This window comes from Microbispora hainanensis, from assembly GCF_006874475.1.
Taxonomy (GTDB): domain Bacteria; phylum Actinomycetota; class Actinomycetes; order Streptosporangiales; family Streptosporangiaceae; genus Microbispora; species Microbispora hainanensis.
Genome location: NZ_VIRM01000029.1, coordinates 97,589 through 113,759, shown reverse-complemented (window position 1 = coordinate 113,759; position 16,171 = coordinate 97,589). Strand labels below are relative to the sequence as shown.

17 protein-coding genes and 1 tRNA gene are annotated in these 16,171 nt (G+C 72.5%); 9 read left to right on the top strand and 9 right to left on the bottom strand.

Translation table 11 applies throughout. The features are described 5' to 3' along the window. Positions 1–63 precede the first annotated feature (63 nt). Together FLX08_RS23115 and FLX08_RS23110 are read left to right on the top strand one after the other, a co-directional pair. Positions 64–312, top strand: a complete 249-nt coding sequence (locus FLX08_RS23115; protein WP_142621211.1) for a hypothetical protein — start codon at positions 64–66, stop codon at positions 310–312. 68 nt (positions 313–380) lie between these two features. Next, positions 381–1,670: a cryptochrome/photolyase family protein gene (locus tag FLX08_RS23110; protein WP_142621209.1), complete on the top strand. Its 1,290-nt coding sequence runs from the start codon at positions 381–383 to the stop codon at positions 1,668–1,670. 115 nt (positions 1,671–1,785) lie between these two features. Here FLX08_RS23110 and FLX08_RS23105 read toward each other — a convergent pair whose 3' ends face one another. Beyond that, positions 1,786–2,403 (bottom strand): TetR/AcrR family transcriptional regulator, encoded by a 618-nt coding sequence (locus FLX08_RS23105; protein ID WP_142621207.1) that lies wholly within the window; start codon positions 2,401–2,403, stop codon positions 1,786–1,788. Between the two features lie 69 nt (positions 2,404–2,472). Between FLX08_RS23105 and FLX08_RS23100 the strand changes: the two genes are divergently transcribed. Then, positions 2,473–2,898, top strand: coding sequence for a PPOX class F420-dependent oxidoreductase (locus FLX08_RS23100; RefSeq protein ID WP_142621205.1), 426 nt, complete (start codon positions 2,473–2,475; stop codon positions 2,896–2,898). Positions 2,899–2,952: 54 nt separating this feature from the next. Here the strand turns inward: FLX08_RS23100 and selB are convergent, their stop codons facing one another. Further along, positions 2,953–4,767, bottom strand: coding sequence for a selenocysteine-specific translation elongation factor (gene selB / locus FLX08_RS42980; protein WP_142621203.1), 1,815 nt, complete (start codon positions 4,765–4,767; stop codon positions 2,953–2,955). A gap of 13 nt (positions 4,768–4,780) precedes the next feature. Further along, positions 4,781–6,145, bottom strand: a complete 1,365-nt coding sequence (selA, locus tag FLX08_RS23090; RefSeq protein WP_142621201.1) for an L-seryl-tRNA(Sec) selenium transferase — start codon at positions 6,143–6,145, stop codon at positions 4,781–4,783. A gap of 198 nt (positions 6,146–6,343) precedes the next feature. Here selA and FLX08_RS23085 point away from each other — a divergent pair, with 198 nt between their 5' ends. Both FLX08_RS23085 and FLX08_RS23080 read left to right on the top strand, forming a co-directional pair. Next, positions 6,344–7,486 (top strand): pectinesterase family protein, encoded by a 1,143-nt coding sequence (locus tag FLX08_RS23085; RefSeq protein WP_142621199.1) that lies wholly within the window; start codon positions 6,344–6,346, stop codon positions 7,484–7,486. Between the two features lie 78 nt (positions 7,487–7,564). Next, the gene (locus tag FLX08_RS23080; protein ID WP_142621197.1) at positions 7,565–8,326 is read left to right on the top strand and encodes an IclR family transcriptional regulator; all 762 of its coding nucleotides are present in this window, start codon (positions 7,565–7,567) and stop codon (positions 8,324–8,326) included. 133 nt (positions 8,327–8,459) lie between these two features. Here the strand turns inward: FLX08_RS23080 and FLX08_RS23075 are convergent, their stop codons facing one another. Together FLX08_RS23075 and FLX08_RS23070 are read right to left on the bottom strand one after the other, a co-directional pair. Continuing rightward, positions 8,460–8,984 carry a hypothetical protein gene (locus FLX08_RS23075; protein WP_142621195.1) on the bottom strand — a complete coding sequence of 175 codons (525 nt, stop codon included), beginning with the start codon at positions 8,982–8,984 and terminating at the stop codon, positions 8,460–8,462. Between the two features lie 82 nt (positions 8,985–9,066). Continuing rightward, positions 9,067–9,160: transfer RNA gene (locus FLX08_RS23070), tRNA-Sec, on the bottom strand. Positions 9,161–9,253: 93 nt separating this feature from the next. On the opposite strand from FLX08_RS23070, the gene selD reads away from it, so the two are divergent. Together selD and FLX08_RS23060 are read left to right on the top strand one after the other, a co-directional pair. Then, positions 9,254–10,267: a selenide, water dikinase SelD gene (gene selD / locus FLX08_RS23065; RefSeq protein ID WP_142621193.1), complete on the top strand. Its 1,014-nt coding sequence runs from the start codon at positions 9,254–9,256 to the stop codon at positions 10,265–10,267. Positions 10,268–10,313: 46 nt separating this feature from the next. Continuing rightward, entirely contained in the window at positions 10,314–10,853 is a 540-nt protein-coding gene (locus FLX08_RS23060; protein WP_142621191.1) for a DUF6886 family protein, read from the top strand. 9 nt (positions 10,854–10,862) lie between these two features. Here the strand turns inward: FLX08_RS23060 and FLX08_RS23055 are convergent, their stop codons facing one another. Further along, positions 10,863–11,510, bottom strand: coding sequence for a response regulator transcription factor (locus FLX08_RS23055; RefSeq protein ID WP_142621189.1), 648 nt, complete (start codon positions 11,508–11,510; stop codon positions 10,863–10,865). Beyond that, positions 11,495–12,775 (bottom strand): sensor histidine kinase, encoded by a 1,281-nt coding sequence (locus FLX08_RS23050; protein WP_142621187.1) that lies wholly within the window; start codon positions 12,773–12,775, stop codon positions 11,495–11,497. The genes FLX08_RS23055 and FLX08_RS23050 overlap by 16 nt, the downstream gene beginning before the upstream one ends. A gap of 191 nt (positions 12,776–12,966) precedes the next feature. Here FLX08_RS23050 and FLX08_RS23045 point away from each other — a divergent pair, with 191 nt between their 5' ends. Next, on the top strand, positions 12,967–13,377 hold the full coding sequence (locus FLX08_RS23045; RefSeq protein ID WP_142621185.1) for a hypothetical protein: 411 nt from the start codon (positions 12,967–12,969) through the stop codon (positions 13,375–13,377). Between the two features lie 22 nt (positions 13,378–13,399). Here FLX08_RS23045 and FLX08_RS23040 read toward each other — a convergent pair whose 3' ends face one another. Beyond that, entirely contained in the window at positions 13,400–14,734 is a 1,335-nt protein-coding gene (locus tag FLX08_RS23040) for a sensor histidine kinase (protein WP_142621183.1), read from the bottom strand. A gap of 1 nt (position 14,735) precedes the next feature. Next, positions 14,736–15,404, bottom strand: coding sequence for a response regulator transcription factor (locus FLX08_RS23035; RefSeq protein ID WP_142621182.1), 669 nt, complete (start codon positions 15,402–15,404; stop codon positions 14,736–14,738). A 153-nt stretch (positions 15,405–15,557) separates the two neighbouring features. Between FLX08_RS23035 and FLX08_RS23030 the strand changes: the two genes are divergently transcribed. Beyond that, a complete protein-coding gene (locus FLX08_RS23030; protein WP_142621180.1) occupies positions 15,558–16,157 on the top strand; it encodes a hypothetical protein in 600 nt (199 codons plus the stop codon). Positions 16,158–16,171 lie beyond the last annotated feature (14 nt).

Sequence of the window (16,171 nt, the reverse complement as noted above, 5' to 3'; positions counted from 1 at the left end):
GGCACGTGCCGATTCGGATTGACACCCGGTCGGCGTCTACCTACGTTGACGGATGGCCGATCAGTGCTGCTCGCCGGCGGGCTGGTCGTGGGCCCCGTCTTCACCGTCACATACCTCGCCGACGGCGCCGCACGCGCCCGCTACAAGCCGCTACGCCATCCGGTGAGCTGCCTCCGCCCTCGGCGAACGCGGACGGACCCAGACCGCCGACTTCGTCGTCGCGGGCCTGCTCTCCCCGCCCTCCAGCGGGTCTCGGTCACCATCGCCTGGGCCTCGCTCGCGGTCCTCGCCGTACCCACCCTGCGCGCCTGATCGTCACGATCACCGTCATCACCCGCCCACCCGCAACCACCGGTGCCGGGGACCACGAAGAGACGTGCGTGGAGGCCGTCGTCGTGCTGTTCAACCGGGACCTGCGCATTCACGATCACCCGGCGTTGTCCGAAGCGTGCGCCGTGGCCCGGCACGTCGTTCCGTTGTTCGTGTTCGACCCCGCCATCGGGGCCCGGCACCGCCGCGACTTCCTCCTCGCGTCCCTCGACGACCTGCGGTCGTCCCTGCGCGCGCTCGGCGGTGACCTCGTCGTACGGCACGGCGACCCGGTGGCCCACGCCGTACGGACGGCCGGGGAGACGGGCGCGGCGGCGATCTGGGCGAGCGAGGACGTCAGCCCGCTGGCGCGGCGGCGCGAACGGCGCCTGGCGGAGGAGTGCCGGGCCCACCGGCTGGAGTTCCGTCTCTTCCCCGGTGTGACCGTGGTGCCCCCCGGCGCGCTGCGACCCGGCGGCGGGAGCCACTACCGCGTCTTCTCGCCCTACTGGCGGGCCTGGTCGGCCACCGCGAGACGGCCGGTCCTCGGCGCGCCCCACCGCCTGCCCCTGCCACGTGGTGTCGATCCCGGCGTCCTGCCTGAGACGTCCCCCACGCCGTACGGGATCGTGCGGGGCGGGGAGGGCGAGGCGCGGCGGCGGCTGGAGCGGTGGGTGAGCGACGGCCTGGCCTCCTACGCCGAGACGCGCGACCGGATGGCGGGGCGCACCTCGATGCTGAGCGCCTACCTCCACTTCGGCTGCCTGTCGCCGTCCGAGGTGGTGGCCCGCGCCTGCGAACGGCCCGGCGGCGAGGAGTATGTGAGGCAACTGTGCTGGCGCGACTTCCACTACCAGGTCGTCGACGCGTTCCCCGACATGGGCCGGCGCGACTACCGGCCGAGGGACGTGGAGTGGCGGCGTGACGAGGAGGCGGAGGCCGCCTGGCGGGAGGGCGCGACCGGGGTTCCGATCGTGGACGCGGGCATGCGCCAGCTCCGCGCCGAGGGCTGGATGCACAACCGGGTGCGCCTGGTCACCGGCTCCTACCTGACCAAGCGGCTCGGGATCGACTGGCGGGCCGGGCTGGAGCACTTCGCCGAGTGGCTGCTCGACGGCGACATGCCGAACAACTGCGGCAACTGGCAGTGGGTCGCGGGCACGGGCAACGACACCCGGCCCTACCGCACGCTCAATCCCCTGCGCCAGGCGAAGAGATTCGACCCCGAGGGGGAGTACGTGCGGCGCTACGTCCCCGAGCTCGCGGCGCTGCCCGGCCACCTGGTCCACGAGCCGTGGAAGGTACGCGGCGCGGTGCCGGGCTACCCCTCCGCTCCCCTCGGCGGCGAGCTCAGTGCGTGACGACCGATGAGCCCGCACCGCCGTCCGGTCAGAATCCGGCGTCGGGGGCCGGCCGCGCCCAGACCCTGATCATGCCCGCCCTACTGCGCTTCCGTACGGCGATGGGCGGAGCACATCACGGCTGTCTCGCCGTCATCCTGGCCAGCTGTCCGACGACCCATTCGCGATAGTCCTTCGACAGCGGATCGGCGCCGGCGATCCCCTCGACCATGCGGGGCAGCGCGATGGGCGCGAAGGCCAGCGCGTAGGCGACCAGCAGGACGAACTCGGCGTCCAGCTCGCCGGTGATCTCGCCCTCCTCCTGACGGCGGCGGGTCCGCTCCACGGCCTGGCGCAGCCGGTCTCGCTGCGCCGCCGCCCATTCGTCGTCGCTCTCAGGGGACGAGCCGTCGCCCAGCGCCTGCCAGATCACCAGCCGGGACCAGTCCGGGTTGTCCAGCGTCGCGTCGAGGTGGGCCGCCACGCTCTCGGCGTACGTCGCGCCGGGCGGCGTCACGCTCTCCTGCGCCCGCGCCCACCTGCGCCGCAGCTCCTCGACGAGGCCCTGTTTTCCACCGAAGTAGTAGGAGATGAGCTGCTGGTTGACGCCCGCTCGCGCCGCGATGGCGGCCGTCCGGGCTCCGGCGTACCCCTTGGCGCCGAACTCCTCGACCGCCGCCGCCAGGATCCGCTCGCGGGTCCGTTCCGCCGCCTTCCCGTGCTCCTGCGGTGCGCGCCGCCCTGATGAAGCCATGTGTCGCACCCTAGCCAATCATGTGCTTGAGTAACAAAAATCAATCAATCACTTGAATAGGATGGGCACATGATCTTCACAGAGCGCGAAATCGAATACCTCGGCAGTCAGCGGATCGGGCGTCTGGCCACGCTCCAGCCGAACGGGACGCTCCAGGTGAGCCCGGTCGGGTTCCGCTACAACCCGGAGCTCCGGACGATCGACATCGCCGGGCACAACATGGCGGCCAGCCGCAAGTTCCGCAACGTGCTGGCCAACGGAAAGGTGGCGTTCGTCGTGGACGACATCCCGTCCGTCGATCCATGGCAGGTGCGCTGCCTGGAGATACGCGGGCGCGGCGAGGCGCTCACCGAGGCCGCCGACTCGAACGCCCCGCTGCCCGGCCCGATCATCCGCGTCCATCCGCGGCGGGTCATCAGCTTCGGCATCGACCCCGGCAACCCCGAGGCCGGCAAGCGCGACGTCCCCGGAGGCGTAAGCGACCGGGAGGCGTAAGCGACCGGCAGACGTAAGCGGCCCGGCAGGCGTGCGCGGCCTTTTGAGCACAGATCAGCCGGTGGGCCGGCAGCGGCGGTGGACCTCGTCCACGCGCTCGGTGAGGCCCTTGCGGTCGAGGTGTTCCAGCAACGGCACCGCGACCCTGCGGCTGGTGCCGAGCGCGCTCCTGGCCTGGCTGACCGTGAACGGCTGCGGCAGCCGGGCCAGCAGCGCCGCCGCGCCTGCGTCCGCGCCCGGCGCGAGCACCACGCCCTCGGCCACGCGCAGCAGCGCCCCGGCGCGTACGGCGGCGGCGAGCTCGCGCGGCCCGAGCCCCAGCGCGGCCAGCCGCCCGGCGTCCGGCGCCTGGAACGGGGCCTCGGCCAGGTCGTCCAGCAGGGCCCGCACCGCCTGGGCGACGGGGGCGGGCAGCCCGGCCGTCCCGGTCACGACGCGGCCGGCCGTGGTGATCCGCCCGTCGGCCACCGTCAGCGGCGGCCGTACGAGCGCCGTCACGAGCCGGCGGTCGGGCAGGCCCAGCTCGTGGCGGGCGGCCTCCACCGGCATGCCCGGCTCCAGGGGATGATCGGCGGCGTACCGCCGTACGACCTCCGGGAGGCGGGCCGACAACTCCGCCCAGTGATCGGGGTCGGCGTGCCAGCCGGCGGCCACCGGCCGTCCCCCGGGCGGGCAGCCCATCACGAGCAGCTCGCCGTCGCGCAGCAGCAGGTGCGTACGCAGGAGGGACGCGGCGTCCGCCGACGCGTCCGCCAGCGCCTTCGCCCGCTCCCTGGCCGCCCCCCGGCGGCGCAGCTCCGGAGGGCGCACGTCGAGCACGGTGGCCCGCGCGAGCACCCGCAGCTCACCCTGTCCCCGGCCCGGGTCGCGCAGCAGCAGTGCGTCGCCCAGGTGCAGGGGAAGCGGCCGGGCCAGGCGCAGCCGGGCCGCCCCACCCTCGGCCTCGCCGCCGAGCGGGCGCACCTCGCACGGCACCGCCGCCGAGCCGATGTGGGCGGTGAGCCGCGCCGGAAGCGGCCCGCGCGCGCCTTCCGCCATCGTCACGCGTACGTCGGCCAGGCTCGTCGCCGTCCAGGCGCCGGGCGTGACGAGGGCGTGGCCACGTTGCGGCGCGATCCGCCCGCGCAGGTTGAGCGCCACCCGCGCGACCCCGGTGACCGACTCGACGTGCTCCTTGAGCGACTCCAGGGCGCGCACCCGCACCGGCTCGCCGTCCAGCTCCAGTTCGTCGCCCGTCTCGACGCGGCCGGCGGGCAGCGTGCCGGTCACGACCGTGCCGCTGCCGCGCACGCTGAACGCCCGGTCGATCCACAGCCGTACGGGGGCCTGCGGATCGGGCGCGGGCAGCGCCGCCACCAGCCGGTCGAGGGCGGCCCGCAGCCCGTCGAGTCCCTCGCCGGTGCGCCCGCTCACCGCCAGGGCCTCCACCTCGCCCAGCCCGGCCTCCACCAGTCCGGCCTCCACCAGCCGGGCGCGCGCGTCATCCAGGGCGGGGGCGGGGTCGGCGAGGTCCGCACGGGTGACGGCGAGCAGGCCATGCCGTACGCCGAGGGTGCGCAGCGCGACCAGATGCTCCTGTGACTGGGGCATCCACCCCTCGTCGGCGGCGACGACGAACATGACGGCGGGCACCGGCCCGACACCGGCGAGCATCGTGCCGAGGAAGCGTTCGTGCCCGGGCACGTCGACGAAGGCCACCCGATCTCCGGAGGGCAGCGTCGTCCAGGCGTAGCCCAGCTCGATCGTGAGCCCACGGCGCCGCTCCTCCGCCAGCCGGTCGGGCTCCATCCCGGTCAGCGCCCGCACCAGCGTCGACTTGCCGTGGTCGACGTGTCCGGCCGTGGCCACGACGTGCGTGCCCGAGGCCATCAGAGACTCCCCATCAGAAGCCCGCCTTCGGGACGGCGGCGTCCGGGACGGCGGCGTCCGGGACGGCGGCATCCGGGACGGCGGCATCCGGGACGGCCGCTTTCAGGACGGCCGCGAGGACCTCGCCGTCCAGGTCCGGCGGCACGGCGCGCAGGTCGAGCAGCAGGCGTCCCCCCTCGACCCGGCCGACGACCGGCGGCTCGCCGCGCCGCAGCGGTGCGGCCAGCCGTTCCGGCAGGCTCACCGCCACGCTCGGCAGGCGCACTCCGGGGGCCCCGCCCCCGCCCACGGTCGCCTCCGCGGACACGGCCGCCGCGTCCACACCCGCCTGGCACAACGCCTTGGCCAGTGCCTCGGCCCGCTCCCTCAGGACGATCGGGTCGGCATGGAGAGCCTGCCGTACGGGCGGCTCCGGGCCCCGCAACGTCGCCTCCAGCGCGGCCAGCGTCAGCTTGTCGACGCGGAGCGCGCGGGCGAGCGGGTGCCGCCTGAGCCGTTCGACCAGGTCGCGACGGCCGAGCAGCAAACCGGCCTGCGGGCCGCCGAGCAGCTTGTCGCCGCTCGCGGTGACGAGGTCGGCACCGGCCCGCAGCACGCTCGCGGCGTCGGGCTCCTCCGGCAGGAGCGGATCACGGTCGAGCAGCCCCGAACCGATGTCGACGACCACGGGCACGCCCAGCCCGGTCAGCTCGGCCACCTCGACGGAGCCGGTGAAGCCCTCGACCCGGAAGTTCGACGGGTGGACCTTGAGCACGAACCCCGTCTGCGGCCCGATCGCGTCCCGATAGTCGGCCAGGGCGGTGCGGTTGGTCGTGCCCACCTCGCGCAGCCGCGCGCCGGTCGACACGAGCAGGTCGGGGATGCGGAATCCGTCGCCGATCTCGACCAGCTCGCCCCTGCTGATCACGATCTCCCGCCCGGCGGCGAGCGCGGTGGCGGCCAGCACGAGGGCGGCGGCGTTGTTGTTGACCACATGGACGCCCTCGGCGTCGGGCACGGCCCGGGCGAGCGCCTCGATCGCGCCGCGTCCCCGGCGCGCCCGCGCTCCCGACTCCAGGTCGAACTCCACGTCGGTCGCACCCGCCGCCACCGTCACCGCCTCGACGGCGGCCGGGGACAGCGGCGCACGGCCCAGATTCGTGTGGAGCAGCACGCCGGTCATGTTGACGACGGGCCGCAGGCTCGTGGCGCGGCGCGGCAGCGCCGCCAGCGCGACGTCGGCGACGTCCTCCGGTTCGATCTCGCCCTGCCGCACCCGCTGCTGCGCGTGCACGACCGCGTCCTTGACGGCCGGTCGGCCGAGCCGCTCGACGGCGGCGACCAGCCGCGGATCGGCCAGCACGGCGTCGGTGCGCGGCACCCGCCTCCGTGGATCCACACTTCAAATTACAGCGGCGGCGCCCGGCCGCCCGATGAGCCGGGCCGGGCACGCCGGTTCTTCGCCGGGGGCCGGGCGATTCACGCCACCGGCCGGGCTTGGTCGTTCCGTCGTCGTTGACAGGTTCGGAGGCGAATCTTACGGTGCTTCTGTTCGCACCTGAGGAACCAGTTCATGTATGTGACCACAGGAGCCGCCATGTCGTCCCTTACCCCGCTGATCGGCCGGCGGCAGGCGCTGGCCGGCGCGGCCGCCGCGATCCTCGGCCTCGCGGTCGCGTCGCCCGCACGCGCCGCCCACGTGCTCCCCTTCGGCCGGTACGGCTCGCCCCGGCGGCGGCTGAACGACCGCACCCTGTACGTCGACACCCAGGGGCGAGGCGACCACGCCACCGTCCAGGCCGCCGTGAACGCGACGCCGGACGGCCCGGCCGAGGGCTGGACCCTGGTGATCGCCGCCGGGACCTACCGGGAGACCGTCCTCGTGCCGCAGGCCAAGACCGGGCTGTGCTTCCTGGGCGCGACCGGCGACGCGCGCGACGTGGTGATCGTCTACGACAACGCGGCCGGCACGCCCAAGCCCGAGGGCGGCACGTACGGCACCAGCGGCAGCGCCACCACCACGATCCAGGCCGACGGCTTCACCGCCGCGCACGTCACGTTCGCCAACGACTGGCTGCGGGCCGACCACCCCGACATCACCGGCACCCAGGCGGTGGCGGCCAAGGTCATGGGCGACCGGTCGTACTTCGAGAGGTGCCGTTTCCTCGGCCACCAGGACACGCTGTATGCCGACACCCGCAGCCTGGACACCTTCGCCCGGCAGTACTACCGCGCGTGCCACATCGAGGGAGACGTCGACTTCGTCTTCGGCCGCGCGACCGCCGTCTTCGAGCGGTGCGAGCTGAGCACCCTGGCCAGGGACGAGACGTTCCGCCCGTACGGCTTCGTGTTCGCACCGAGCACGGCCGCCGCCAACCCGCTCGGCTACCTCGCGGTGCGCTGCGTGATCAACGGGACCGCGGCCGACGCGTCCTTCGGCCTGGCCCGGCCCTGGCGGCCCAGCAGCGACCCGACCGCCCTCCCGTCGCTCGTCGTACGCGAGACCTGGATGGGCCCCTCGATCGACGCGGCCACGCCGTACGTGGACATGAGCTCCGGATTCCACTGGCAGGACGCGCGTTTCGGCGAGTTCCACAACACGGGCCCGGGCGCCGCGATCCCCGTCCCCGAGAACCGGCCGCAGCTCACCCCGCAACAGGCCGCCGAGCACACCCCCCGAAGCTACCTCGGCGACTGGCGCCCCGGCCCCGCCCTGCTCCCCCGTCCCTCGGGCAGGTGACACCCTTCTCCCTGCCGCGACGGTAACGGCGGAGTGCTCGTCCGCGAGTTCCTGGTGACCGCCTTGGAGGGGAGCCCCATGGACGTGCGGGACCACGCCGCTGCCGGACCTCACCGGAAGCCGGCGATTCGAGCCGGTACGGCGAACGGGCGCGGCGTGCTCGAAGGGGCGTTTCACCTGCTCGACGTGCTGGCGGCGGCCGAGGAGGGAGCCGGTCTGTCCGAGCTCGCCCGCGACGCCGGCATGCCGAAGGCGACCACCTATCGCCTGCTGCGGCAGCTCACGAGCCTCGGCGCGGTGCACCAGGACGGGCAGCGCTACTTCGTGGGGCGGCGGCTCGCCCTCCTGGGCGACGCCTGGCAACCCGACCCGCGGCTGCGGGCCGCCGCCCGCGAACCCGTACGCCTGCTGTCCGCGCTGACCACGACCGTCGTGTTCCTCACCGTGCTGGAAGGAGACCGAGTCAAGGTGATCACGGCGGCGCGGGGAGAGATCAAGGAGGTGCCGCCGATCCTGCCGGGCTCCGAGCTTGCCGAGGCGACCGCCGCGGGCCGGGTGCTGCTGACGCAGAGACCGGACGGCGACGCCGCGCCGCCGGGGTTCACGCTCACCGAATGGCGGCGGGCCCAGGCGTCCCTCCGCCGGTCGGGTTCGGTCGCCGTCGATCACCACGAGGTGATGCCCGGGGTCTGCTGCGTGGCCGCACCGGTCCGGGGCCCGGAAGGCGAGATCGTCGCGTCCATCAGCGCGCTGGCAGTGCGACCGGCAGTGCCGGCCGGGCTCACCGAACTCGTGCTGCGCGCGTCGCGGGAGATCACCCGCAACCTCGGCCGCACCTGACGTCCCCGGCCCGCTGCTTCCTCCCCCAGGTCGTCCCGCCGACACCGCATCGAGGCCGTACGTGCGAGGGAGCCGATGCTCCGGGTGGACTCGCGGATGAGTCACCACCCGCCGAGACGGCCGCTCGTAGCGGCTAGGACTCCTCGGCGAACAGGTCGGCAGCCGAGGTCGCCGTGGCGGCACGCCGCACCCATTCGTCAAGCAGGCCCACATCCGTACAGGCCCTGATGAAAGCGCGGTGCGGAGCGTATTCATCCGGTAGGCGTCGCAGCGCGGCCACGAACGCCTCCATCACCGGCGGATGTTGGCCGTGAGCCATCACCGGCAACGCGGCCAGCTCGGGGTGGGCCGCGGCTTCCGCAGGATCGGTGACAGCCGGGATCTGATCCGGGCCGATCACCCGGCAGGTCAGCGTGTAGCCGGGCAGGCTGGTACGGATCGGCGCGGCCGCCCACTTGGCCGTACGGGCCTTCGGGCAGACCATCAGAACGGTGATCGGGCAGGTGAGCTGCAGCCACAGTGCGGCGGCATATCGGGGCAGCGCCTGCAGCTTGCCCGGCTCCTCCTTCTGCTGGATCTCCACGACGATCGCGTGAAGGGGAGAGTGCCGGGGGCCGACCATGATCACGACGTCAGGGCGCAGATCGATGGAGCCCATTACAACCAGTAGTCGCCCCTTGGCTCGACTGGCGCCGGGCCGAGGCCAGACCGGAGGCTTGCCAGAGGAAGGCGAACGGTGAGCGGAGGTGGACGGGAATCGAACCCGCCAGGCCGAGGACCTCGGCCTCGTCGGTTTTGAAGACCGCGGGGGCCACCAGGCGCCCACACACCTCCAGGAAGAAACCTAACCGGTACGGGGTAGGGACCCTGGGCGACGCCCCGCGGTAGGCGGCGTGGACGGACGGACGACGCGAGGACGGGTGCGGCATGACCGAGACGGCGGATCGGGCCGGGATCCGGCTGACCCAGCAGGCGCACGGAGGCGGCTGCGCCTGCAAGATTCCCCCGGGTGAGCTGGAGAGCATCGTGGCCGGGCTCGTGGCCCCCGGTCCGTCTGCGTACGCGAACGAACTGGTCATCGGGCTGGACGACGGCGACGACGCGGCCGTGGTCAGGATCGAGGGGGGCCGGGCGGTTGTCGCCACCGCCGACTTCTTCACCCCCGTCGTGGACGACCCGTACGACTGGGGGCGCATCGCGGCCACCAACGCGCTGTCCGACGTGTACGCGGTGGGCGGTGAACCGCTCGTGGCGGTGAACCTGCTGGGCTGGCCCAGGGAGACGCTGTCGATGGACCTCGCGAGGGAGGTGCTGCGCGGGGGCCTGGACGTGGCGCGGGCGGCGGGCTGCCACGTCGCGGGCGGGCACAGCGTGGACGACCCCGAGCCCAAGTACGGCATGGCGGTCACCGGCCTGGCCGACCCCGACCGGCTGCTGCGCATCGACGCCGGACGGGCGGGAACGCCGATCTCCCTCACCAAACCGCTCGGTGTGGGCGTGCTCAACACGCGGCACAAGGCGACCGGAGAGGTGTTCCCGCAGGCGGTCGAGGTCATGACGACGCTCAACCGGGACACCTCACGGGCGGCCCTGGCGGCCGGGGCCAGGTGCGCGACCGACGTGACCGGATTCGGCCTGCTCGGCCACCTCTACAAGCTCGCCAGGGCGAGCGGCGTCACGGCGGTGGTCGACGTGGCGGCCGTGCCCTACCTGGAGGGCGCACGGCAGGCGGTGCGCGACGGCTACGTCAGCGGCGGCACCCGCCGCAACCTGGATTGGGTCCGCCCCCACCTCGATCCGGGCCGCTTCGGTGAGGAGGACCTGCTCCTGCTGGCCGACGCCCAGACCTCGGGCGGCCTGCTGGTCGCGGGGGAGGTCCCCGGCGCGCCGGTCGTCGGCGAACTCGTCCCGGCCGGAAACGCCGCGATCCGGCTCTCCTGACATCCCTGGCCGCCCGGAACGGCGGTGACGTGGTAGACCCGGTGACATGCGACCTGAGCCCGGCGAGGTGCTGCATTTCTCCGAGGACCCCGAGATCACCCGATTCGTTCCGCACGTCGCCGCCACCGCGCGGCAGCCGGAGGCGTACGTCTGGGCGGTGACCTCCGAGCGCTGCCCCGACTACTGGTTTCCCCGCCAGTGTCCGCGGGCCATGGCCTGGACGACCCCGGCGACCACCGGCGACGACCGCGACCGGATCATCGGGCCGGGCTGCGGCGAGCGGGTCCACGCCATCGAGTACGGCTGGCTGGAGGCGTTCCTGAGCGTCCGCCTGTACGCCTACCGCTTCCCGGCGGAGAGGTTCGTCCCGTTCGGGGAGCCGGTGCCGAACGCGGTGGTCGCCACCGAACCCGTCACGCCCCTCGGGCCGCCCGAACCCGTCGGCGACCTGCTGCGGCTGCACGAGGAGGCCGGCATCCAGCTCAGGGTGCTGGACAACCTCTGGCCGTTCTGGGACGCGGTGACCACCAGTTCCCTGGGCTGGAGCGGCATCCGCCTCCGCAACGCCCGCCCCCGGCCGGCTTAGCCGAGCGCGTCAGGCGTTGTTCAGATAGGTGAGGACGGCGAGCACGCGGCGGTTGTTGTTGCCGTCGTCGGTGATGCCGAGCTTGCCGAAGATGGACGTCGTGTGCTTGCTGATGGCGCTCTCGCTGAGGAAGAGCCGCTGGCCGATGGCCTGGTTGGACAGCCCCTCCGCCATGAGGCCGAGCACGTCGTGCTCGCGTTCGGTGAGCCGTTCGAGCCGCCGGTTGGACGTCCCGCTGGACAGCAGTTTGGCGATGACGGCCGGGTCCATGGCGGTCCCGCCGCCGGCCACCCGCTCCAGGGCGTCCACGAACTGATCGGCGTCGAACACGCTCTCCTTGAGGAAATAGCCGATGCCGCCAGTGCCGTCGGCGAGGAGCTCGCGGGCGTAGAGCTGTTCGACGTGCTGCGAAAGGATCAGGATCGGCAGTCCGGGCACCCGGCGGCGGGCGTCGAGAGCCGCCCGCAGGCCCTCGTCCGACTGGGTCGGCGGCATGCGGACGTCGACGACCGCGACGTCCGGCCGCTGGGTCAGCAGCACGTCGAGCGTCTCGGGCCCGGTGGTCGCCGTCGCCACCACCTGGTGCCCGTACGCCTCCAGGAGGCGGACCATCCCGTCGCGCAGGAGGTAGAGGTCTTCGGCTACAACGATTCGCATGGCACGACCATTCTGACGTGGGTCGGACCGCCCGCCGGGCTGGTGATCTCCAGGGTGCCGTCGAAGGTCGCGAGGCGGCGGCGGAGGCCGTCGAGCCCGCCGCCCGCCCGGGCCCCGGCACCGCCCGTGCCGTCGTCCGCGACGTCGACGACGATGCCCGCGTCGGTGCGGGCGATGGATATCCCTGCGCGGGTCGCGCGGGCGTGCTTGGCCGCGTTGGTGAGCAGTTCGGCGACGCCGAAATAGAGGGCGGACTCGATCGGCGGGTCCAGGCGCAGGCCGAGGTCGACGCTGACCGCGGTTTCGAGGGGGCTGTCCAGGGCGAGAGCGCGGACGGCGTCGACCAGCCCGCGCTCGGTCAGCAGCGGCGGGCTGATGCCCCTGACCAGGTCGCGGAGCTCGGCCAGGGACGCGGTGGCCCCGGCTCGGGCCTCCCGCAGCAGCGCCTTGGCCCGGTCGGGGTCGGTCTCCATCAGCTTCTCCACGGTCGCCAGGGACATGCCGAGCGCGACCATGCGCGCCTGCGCTCCGTCGTGCAGGTCGCGTTCGATGCGCCGGATCTCGGCGGCCTGCGCGACCGTCGTGTCCGCGCGCTGGGCCGTCAGCTCGTCCACCCGGTCGGCCAGCGCCATCGCCGGCGACGGCCGCAGGAACCGGACGGCCACCGGCCGGACCGGCCGCCAGGCGTACGGCGCGGCGGCGATCGCCACGACCACGCCGAGCGCCCCGATGAGGCGCATGGAGGGCGCCGGGTGGCCGAACCCGACGACCGCCGCCACGACTCCGGCCGGCGGAACGGCCGCGACCAGCCCCATGGTGAACGGAGCGATCAGCGCGAACCGCAGGTCACGCCAGGTGGCGGGATCGCTCCACCAGAGCCGCATCCGCTGGTCCCGGCGCGCGTCCCGGCTCGTGCGCTCGTAGGAGAACCCGTTCCACCAATATCCGGTCGACATGCGCATCACCGGCCCCGCCTGCCGATATCCGGGCGGAATGACAGTGCCCGTCCACTTCGCCACGAGGAAGCGGGTCATCCGGCAGATCGGGCGCACCAGGGCGAGCGTGCCGACGCACGCCCACACGACCGGCGCGATCGCCGGCCACGGGTTGCCGCCCCACCACCACATCCACAACCCCGCGGCGGCGGCCCACACGGCCGGGACCAGCATGCTCACGACCAGCACGACGCACGATCGCACGAACCCCACGGCGGCGCTCGCCGCCCACGACAGCGGCTGTCGCGTCCTTGTTCCTTCGCGCTCCATGACCCCGATTCCGAAACGTCCCGCAATGCGCCGGTGTGGCGTGGTGTCTCCACTGTGCACCGCGCGGAGCCCGGTCACCATCGGCTCGGCCCCGGAGTGGGTCTGGCCCCACCCCTCCGTACGTCCAGACGCATACCGCGCCGCCCATGCCCTCCCTAGCGTCGAGACCACGACACCAAGGAGGAAAAGACATGACCACCATCGACAACACCCACACCAACGAGGCCTTCGACCTGGCGAAGAAGTGCGTCACGCTCTCCGGCATGATCTGCGCCGTCACACTCGCGGCGGTCGTCGTGACGTCGATCGCCGATCACCCGGGAACCCCGTTCATGTGGGCCAGAGCCGTCGTCCTGCTCGCCATCGTCCCGATGCTTCACCGGATGATCGTGCGTGCTTCACAGGGATCGCGGCGCAGCTTCGAGCGTATGCGCGTCCTCACCGTCACCACGCCGATCGCGATCATCGGCGTCGACCTGATCCCGGGCATCTGCCCGATGTGGTACGCCGTGCTGCAGGCCGTGAGCGTCCTGCCCCTGGTCGCGGTCGCATTCATCCTCAACGGCTCCGGCCCCCGCGCCGCCTTCCCCAAGACCCGCTGACCGGTCAGGCCCTCCGTGTCTCCTACACGCGGGCCCGCACCGCGAGGTCACCCGGCGGGTACGCAACAGATGCGACAGACCGCTCGGGCAACGGGAAGACCGCACGTAGCCTCGCGCCCGGGCTGTGCGGAACCACCTGCACGGTCCCCCCGTGAGCCCGCGCGATGTTCCGGGCGATCGGCAGCCCCAGCCCCGAGCCTCCCGTGTCCCGGGTGCGGGCGTGGTCCAGGCGGGCGAATCGCTCGAAGACGGTGGTGTGGTGTTCCGGGGGGATTCCGGGGCCGTCGTCCACGACGTCGAGGACCGCGTGGTCGCCCGAAGACATGAGGGTGACGTGGACCGACGCGGAGGCGTGGCGGACCGCGTTGTCGACGAGGTTCGCCACAAGACGGCGCAGTTGGTCGGCGGAGCCGTCGAGGAGCAGGCCGGGGGTGAGGTCGAGGCACACGTGGACGTCCGGACGAGGGCGTTTGCGGACGGCCTCCTCGGCGACCACCTGGGCCAGGTCGAGTTCCCCGGCCCGCGACAGGGGTTCGCCCGCGTCGAGCCGGGCCAGCAGGAGGAGGTCGGCGGCAAGGGACTGAAGGCGTGCGACATCGTCCAGTGCCGCGGTCGCCAGCGGCTTCTCGGCGGGCCGGGCCAGCTCCAGCCGGGTTCGCAGGATCGCCAGTGGGCTGCGCAGTTCGTGTGCGGCGTCGGCGACGAACTGCCGCTGCGCGTCGACGGAGGTCTGCAGCCGGTCGAGGGTCGCGTTGACGGTGCGGGCCAGTGCCGCGATCTCGTCTCGGGTGTCCGGCTCCGGCACGCGTTCGTGCAGACCGTTCGCGGTGATGTCGGCGACCTTCGCCCTGATCGCGGAGACCGGGCGCAGCACCCGGCCGACCGCCAGCCAGGTGAACAGCGCGACCACCGCGAGGAGCGCCGGAACCCCCGGGATCAGCAGATTCCTGAGCGTGGCCATCGCCGCCGTGGCGGGGGCCATCGAGGCTCTTCCGATGACGGTGACCGGGCCGTTCTCGGTCTCGAACGTCCGTCTGACCATGAACATGGCCTCGTCGGGCACCGGAAGGCCGTCGTCTTCACCGGCGGCGGCCGAGCCCGGCATCGGTCCCTTCCCGCCCGGCGGCAGCGCTCCCTTTCCGAACGGTGACACCGTTCCCTTTTCGCCCACCGCGTCACCCGGCCCCGACTCCGCCTTCAGAACGTGCATCTGTTCCTTGGCGTCGTTCGCCGCCAACTCCTTGGTGGAGGCCGTCAGGCTCGAGTCCAGCGCGGCGAAAAGCGCGATCGAGGCCAGGCAGAGCGCCGCCGCCACCGCCGCGGTGGCCGTCAGCGTCGTGCTCAGACGCACTCCCATGTCAGCCCTCCAACCGATAGCCCACGCCCCGCACGGTCTTCAGCGTCGTCCGTCCGAACGGTTTGTCGATCTTGCGGCGCAGCGCGCTGATATAGACCTCGACGACGTTCGAATCGCCGTCGTACGCGAAGTCCCATGCCTGGGCGAGCAGCTCGGCCTTGGTCACCACCTCGCCCGCGTGCCGCGCCAGGCAGTGCAGGATCGCGAACTCCTTGGGCGTCAACGCGATCTGCACGTCCCCGCGACTGCACTTCAGCCCCGCCGGATCGACCCGGAGGTCCCCGACGGTCAGCGTCGTCGGCCGCTCCCGCACCTTGCGCCGGGCCAGTGCTCTCAGTCGCGCCAGCAATACGACGTACGAAAACGGCTTGGTCAGATAATCGTCCGCGCCGGTGTCCAGCGCCTCCGCCTCGTCGTACTCCCCGTCCTTCGCGGTGAGCATGAGGATCGGCGTCCAGTTTCCGGCCTCCCGCAGCTTCGCGCAGACCCCGTAGCCGTGCAGCAGCGGCAGCATCACATCCAGCACGATCACGTCGTACGAATGCTCGGTCGCCATCCACAGGCCCTCGCGCCCGTCGTGAGCGAGATCGACCGCGAAGCCCTCTTTGGTCAGGCCGTCTTTGAGCAGCTCGGTCAGCCTGCGTTCGTCTTCCACCAGAAGTAGGCGCACGTCAACAGGGTGAAGGTGCGCACCTAAGAGGAACATGAAGATCGACCTTTACCTCTTCAGGGTCGCTTCAGGTGTGGGACCCCAGACTGCTGAGCGTTCCGTCAACCGATCACGGCCGGCCCCACGGGCAGGCGTCCAGGGAGTGACCAGAGAATGAGGAAGAGGAGCATGATCCTCGCGGGGGTCATCATGACGGTGGGCCTCGGCATCGGCGGCAGCACGGCCGCGTCCGCGACCTCCACCGGTGCCCCGAAGCCGGGGATCGGCTGCGCCGTGAAGAGCGGGCCGGCGGCCATGGAAAAGGGCAAGACCACCGTCAAGGTCGACCAGGACGGCAAGGTCTTCGTGGAGGGCAAGGAGGTCCCGAAGAACAAGCGGAGCGCTCTCTGCAAGAAGCTCCCGCTGCCCGGCAAGGGCGTCGTCTGCATGGTGCACAAGAAGGGCGGCACGTTCAGGGGGGACACGATCAGAAGGGTCAAGATCAGGAACGGCAGGGTCTTCGTGGACGGCAAGGAGGTCCCGAAGAACAAGCGGAGCGCTCTCTGCAAGAAGCTCCCGCTGCCCGGCAAGGGCGCCGTCTGCATGGTGCACAAGAAGCGCGACGCGAGCGGCGGGTTCGGCACGAGCGACGAGAGAATCCACGTCGACGTCAGGCCGGCGCACGCCAAGTGCCCCCTGCCCAAGAAGCCCGGTAAGGGCATGGACGACGTACACGCCGGGGACGACACTCCCGTGATCATCACGCCGAACTGACCCGCGGCTCGCCG

Coding starts and splice junctions, on each gene's coding strand:
- FLX08_RS23085 (WP_142621199.1), top strand. CDS start 6,344: ATGTCGTCCCTTACCCCGCTGATCGGCCGGCGGCAGGCGCTGGCCGGC.
- FLX08_RS23105 (WP_142621207.1), bottom strand. CDS start 2,403: ATGGCTTCATCAGGGCGGCGCGCACCGCAGGAGCACGGGAAGGCGGCG.
- FLX08_RS23080 (WP_142621197.1), top strand. CDS start 7,565: ATGGACGTGCGGGACCACGCCGCTGCCGGACCTCACCGGAAGCCGGCG.
- FLX08_RS23055 (WP_142621189.1), bottom strand. CDS start 11,510: ATGCGAATCGTTGTAGCCGAAGACCTCTACCTCCTGCGCGACGGGATG.
- FLX08_RS23040 (WP_142621183.1), bottom strand. CDS start 14,734: ATGGGAGTGCGTCTGAGCACGACGCTGACGGCCACCGCGGCGGTGGCG.
- FLX08_RS23050 (WP_142621187.1), bottom strand. CDS start 12,775: ATGGAGCGCGAAGGAACAAGGACGCGACAGCCGCTGTCGTGGGCGGCG.
- FLX08_RS23030 (WP_142621180.1), top strand. CDS start 15,558: ATGAGGAAGAGGAGCATGATCCTCGCGGGGGTCATCATGACGGTGGGC.
- FLX08_RS23045 (WP_142621185.1), top strand. CDS start 12,967: ATGACCACCATCGACAACACCCACACCAACGAGGCCTTCGACCTGGCG.
- selB (WP_142621203.1), bottom strand. CDS start 4,767: ATGGCCTCGGGCACGCACGTCGTGGCCACGGCCGGACACGTCGACCAC.
- selD (WP_142621193.1), top strand. CDS start 9,254: ATGACCGAGACGGCGGATCGGGCCGGGATCCGGCTGACCCAGCAGGCG.
- FLX08_RS23060 (WP_142621191.1), top strand. CDS start 10,314: ATGCGACCTGAGCCCGGCGAGGTGCTGCATTTCTCCGAGGACCCCGAG.
- FLX08_RS23100 (WP_142621205.1), top strand. CDS start 2,473: ATGATCTTCACAGAGCGCGAAATCGAATACCTCGGCAGTCAGCGGATC.
- FLX08_RS23075 (WP_142621195.1), bottom strand. CDS start 8,984: ATGGGCTCCATCGATCTGCGCCCTGACGTCGTGATCATGGTCGGCCCC.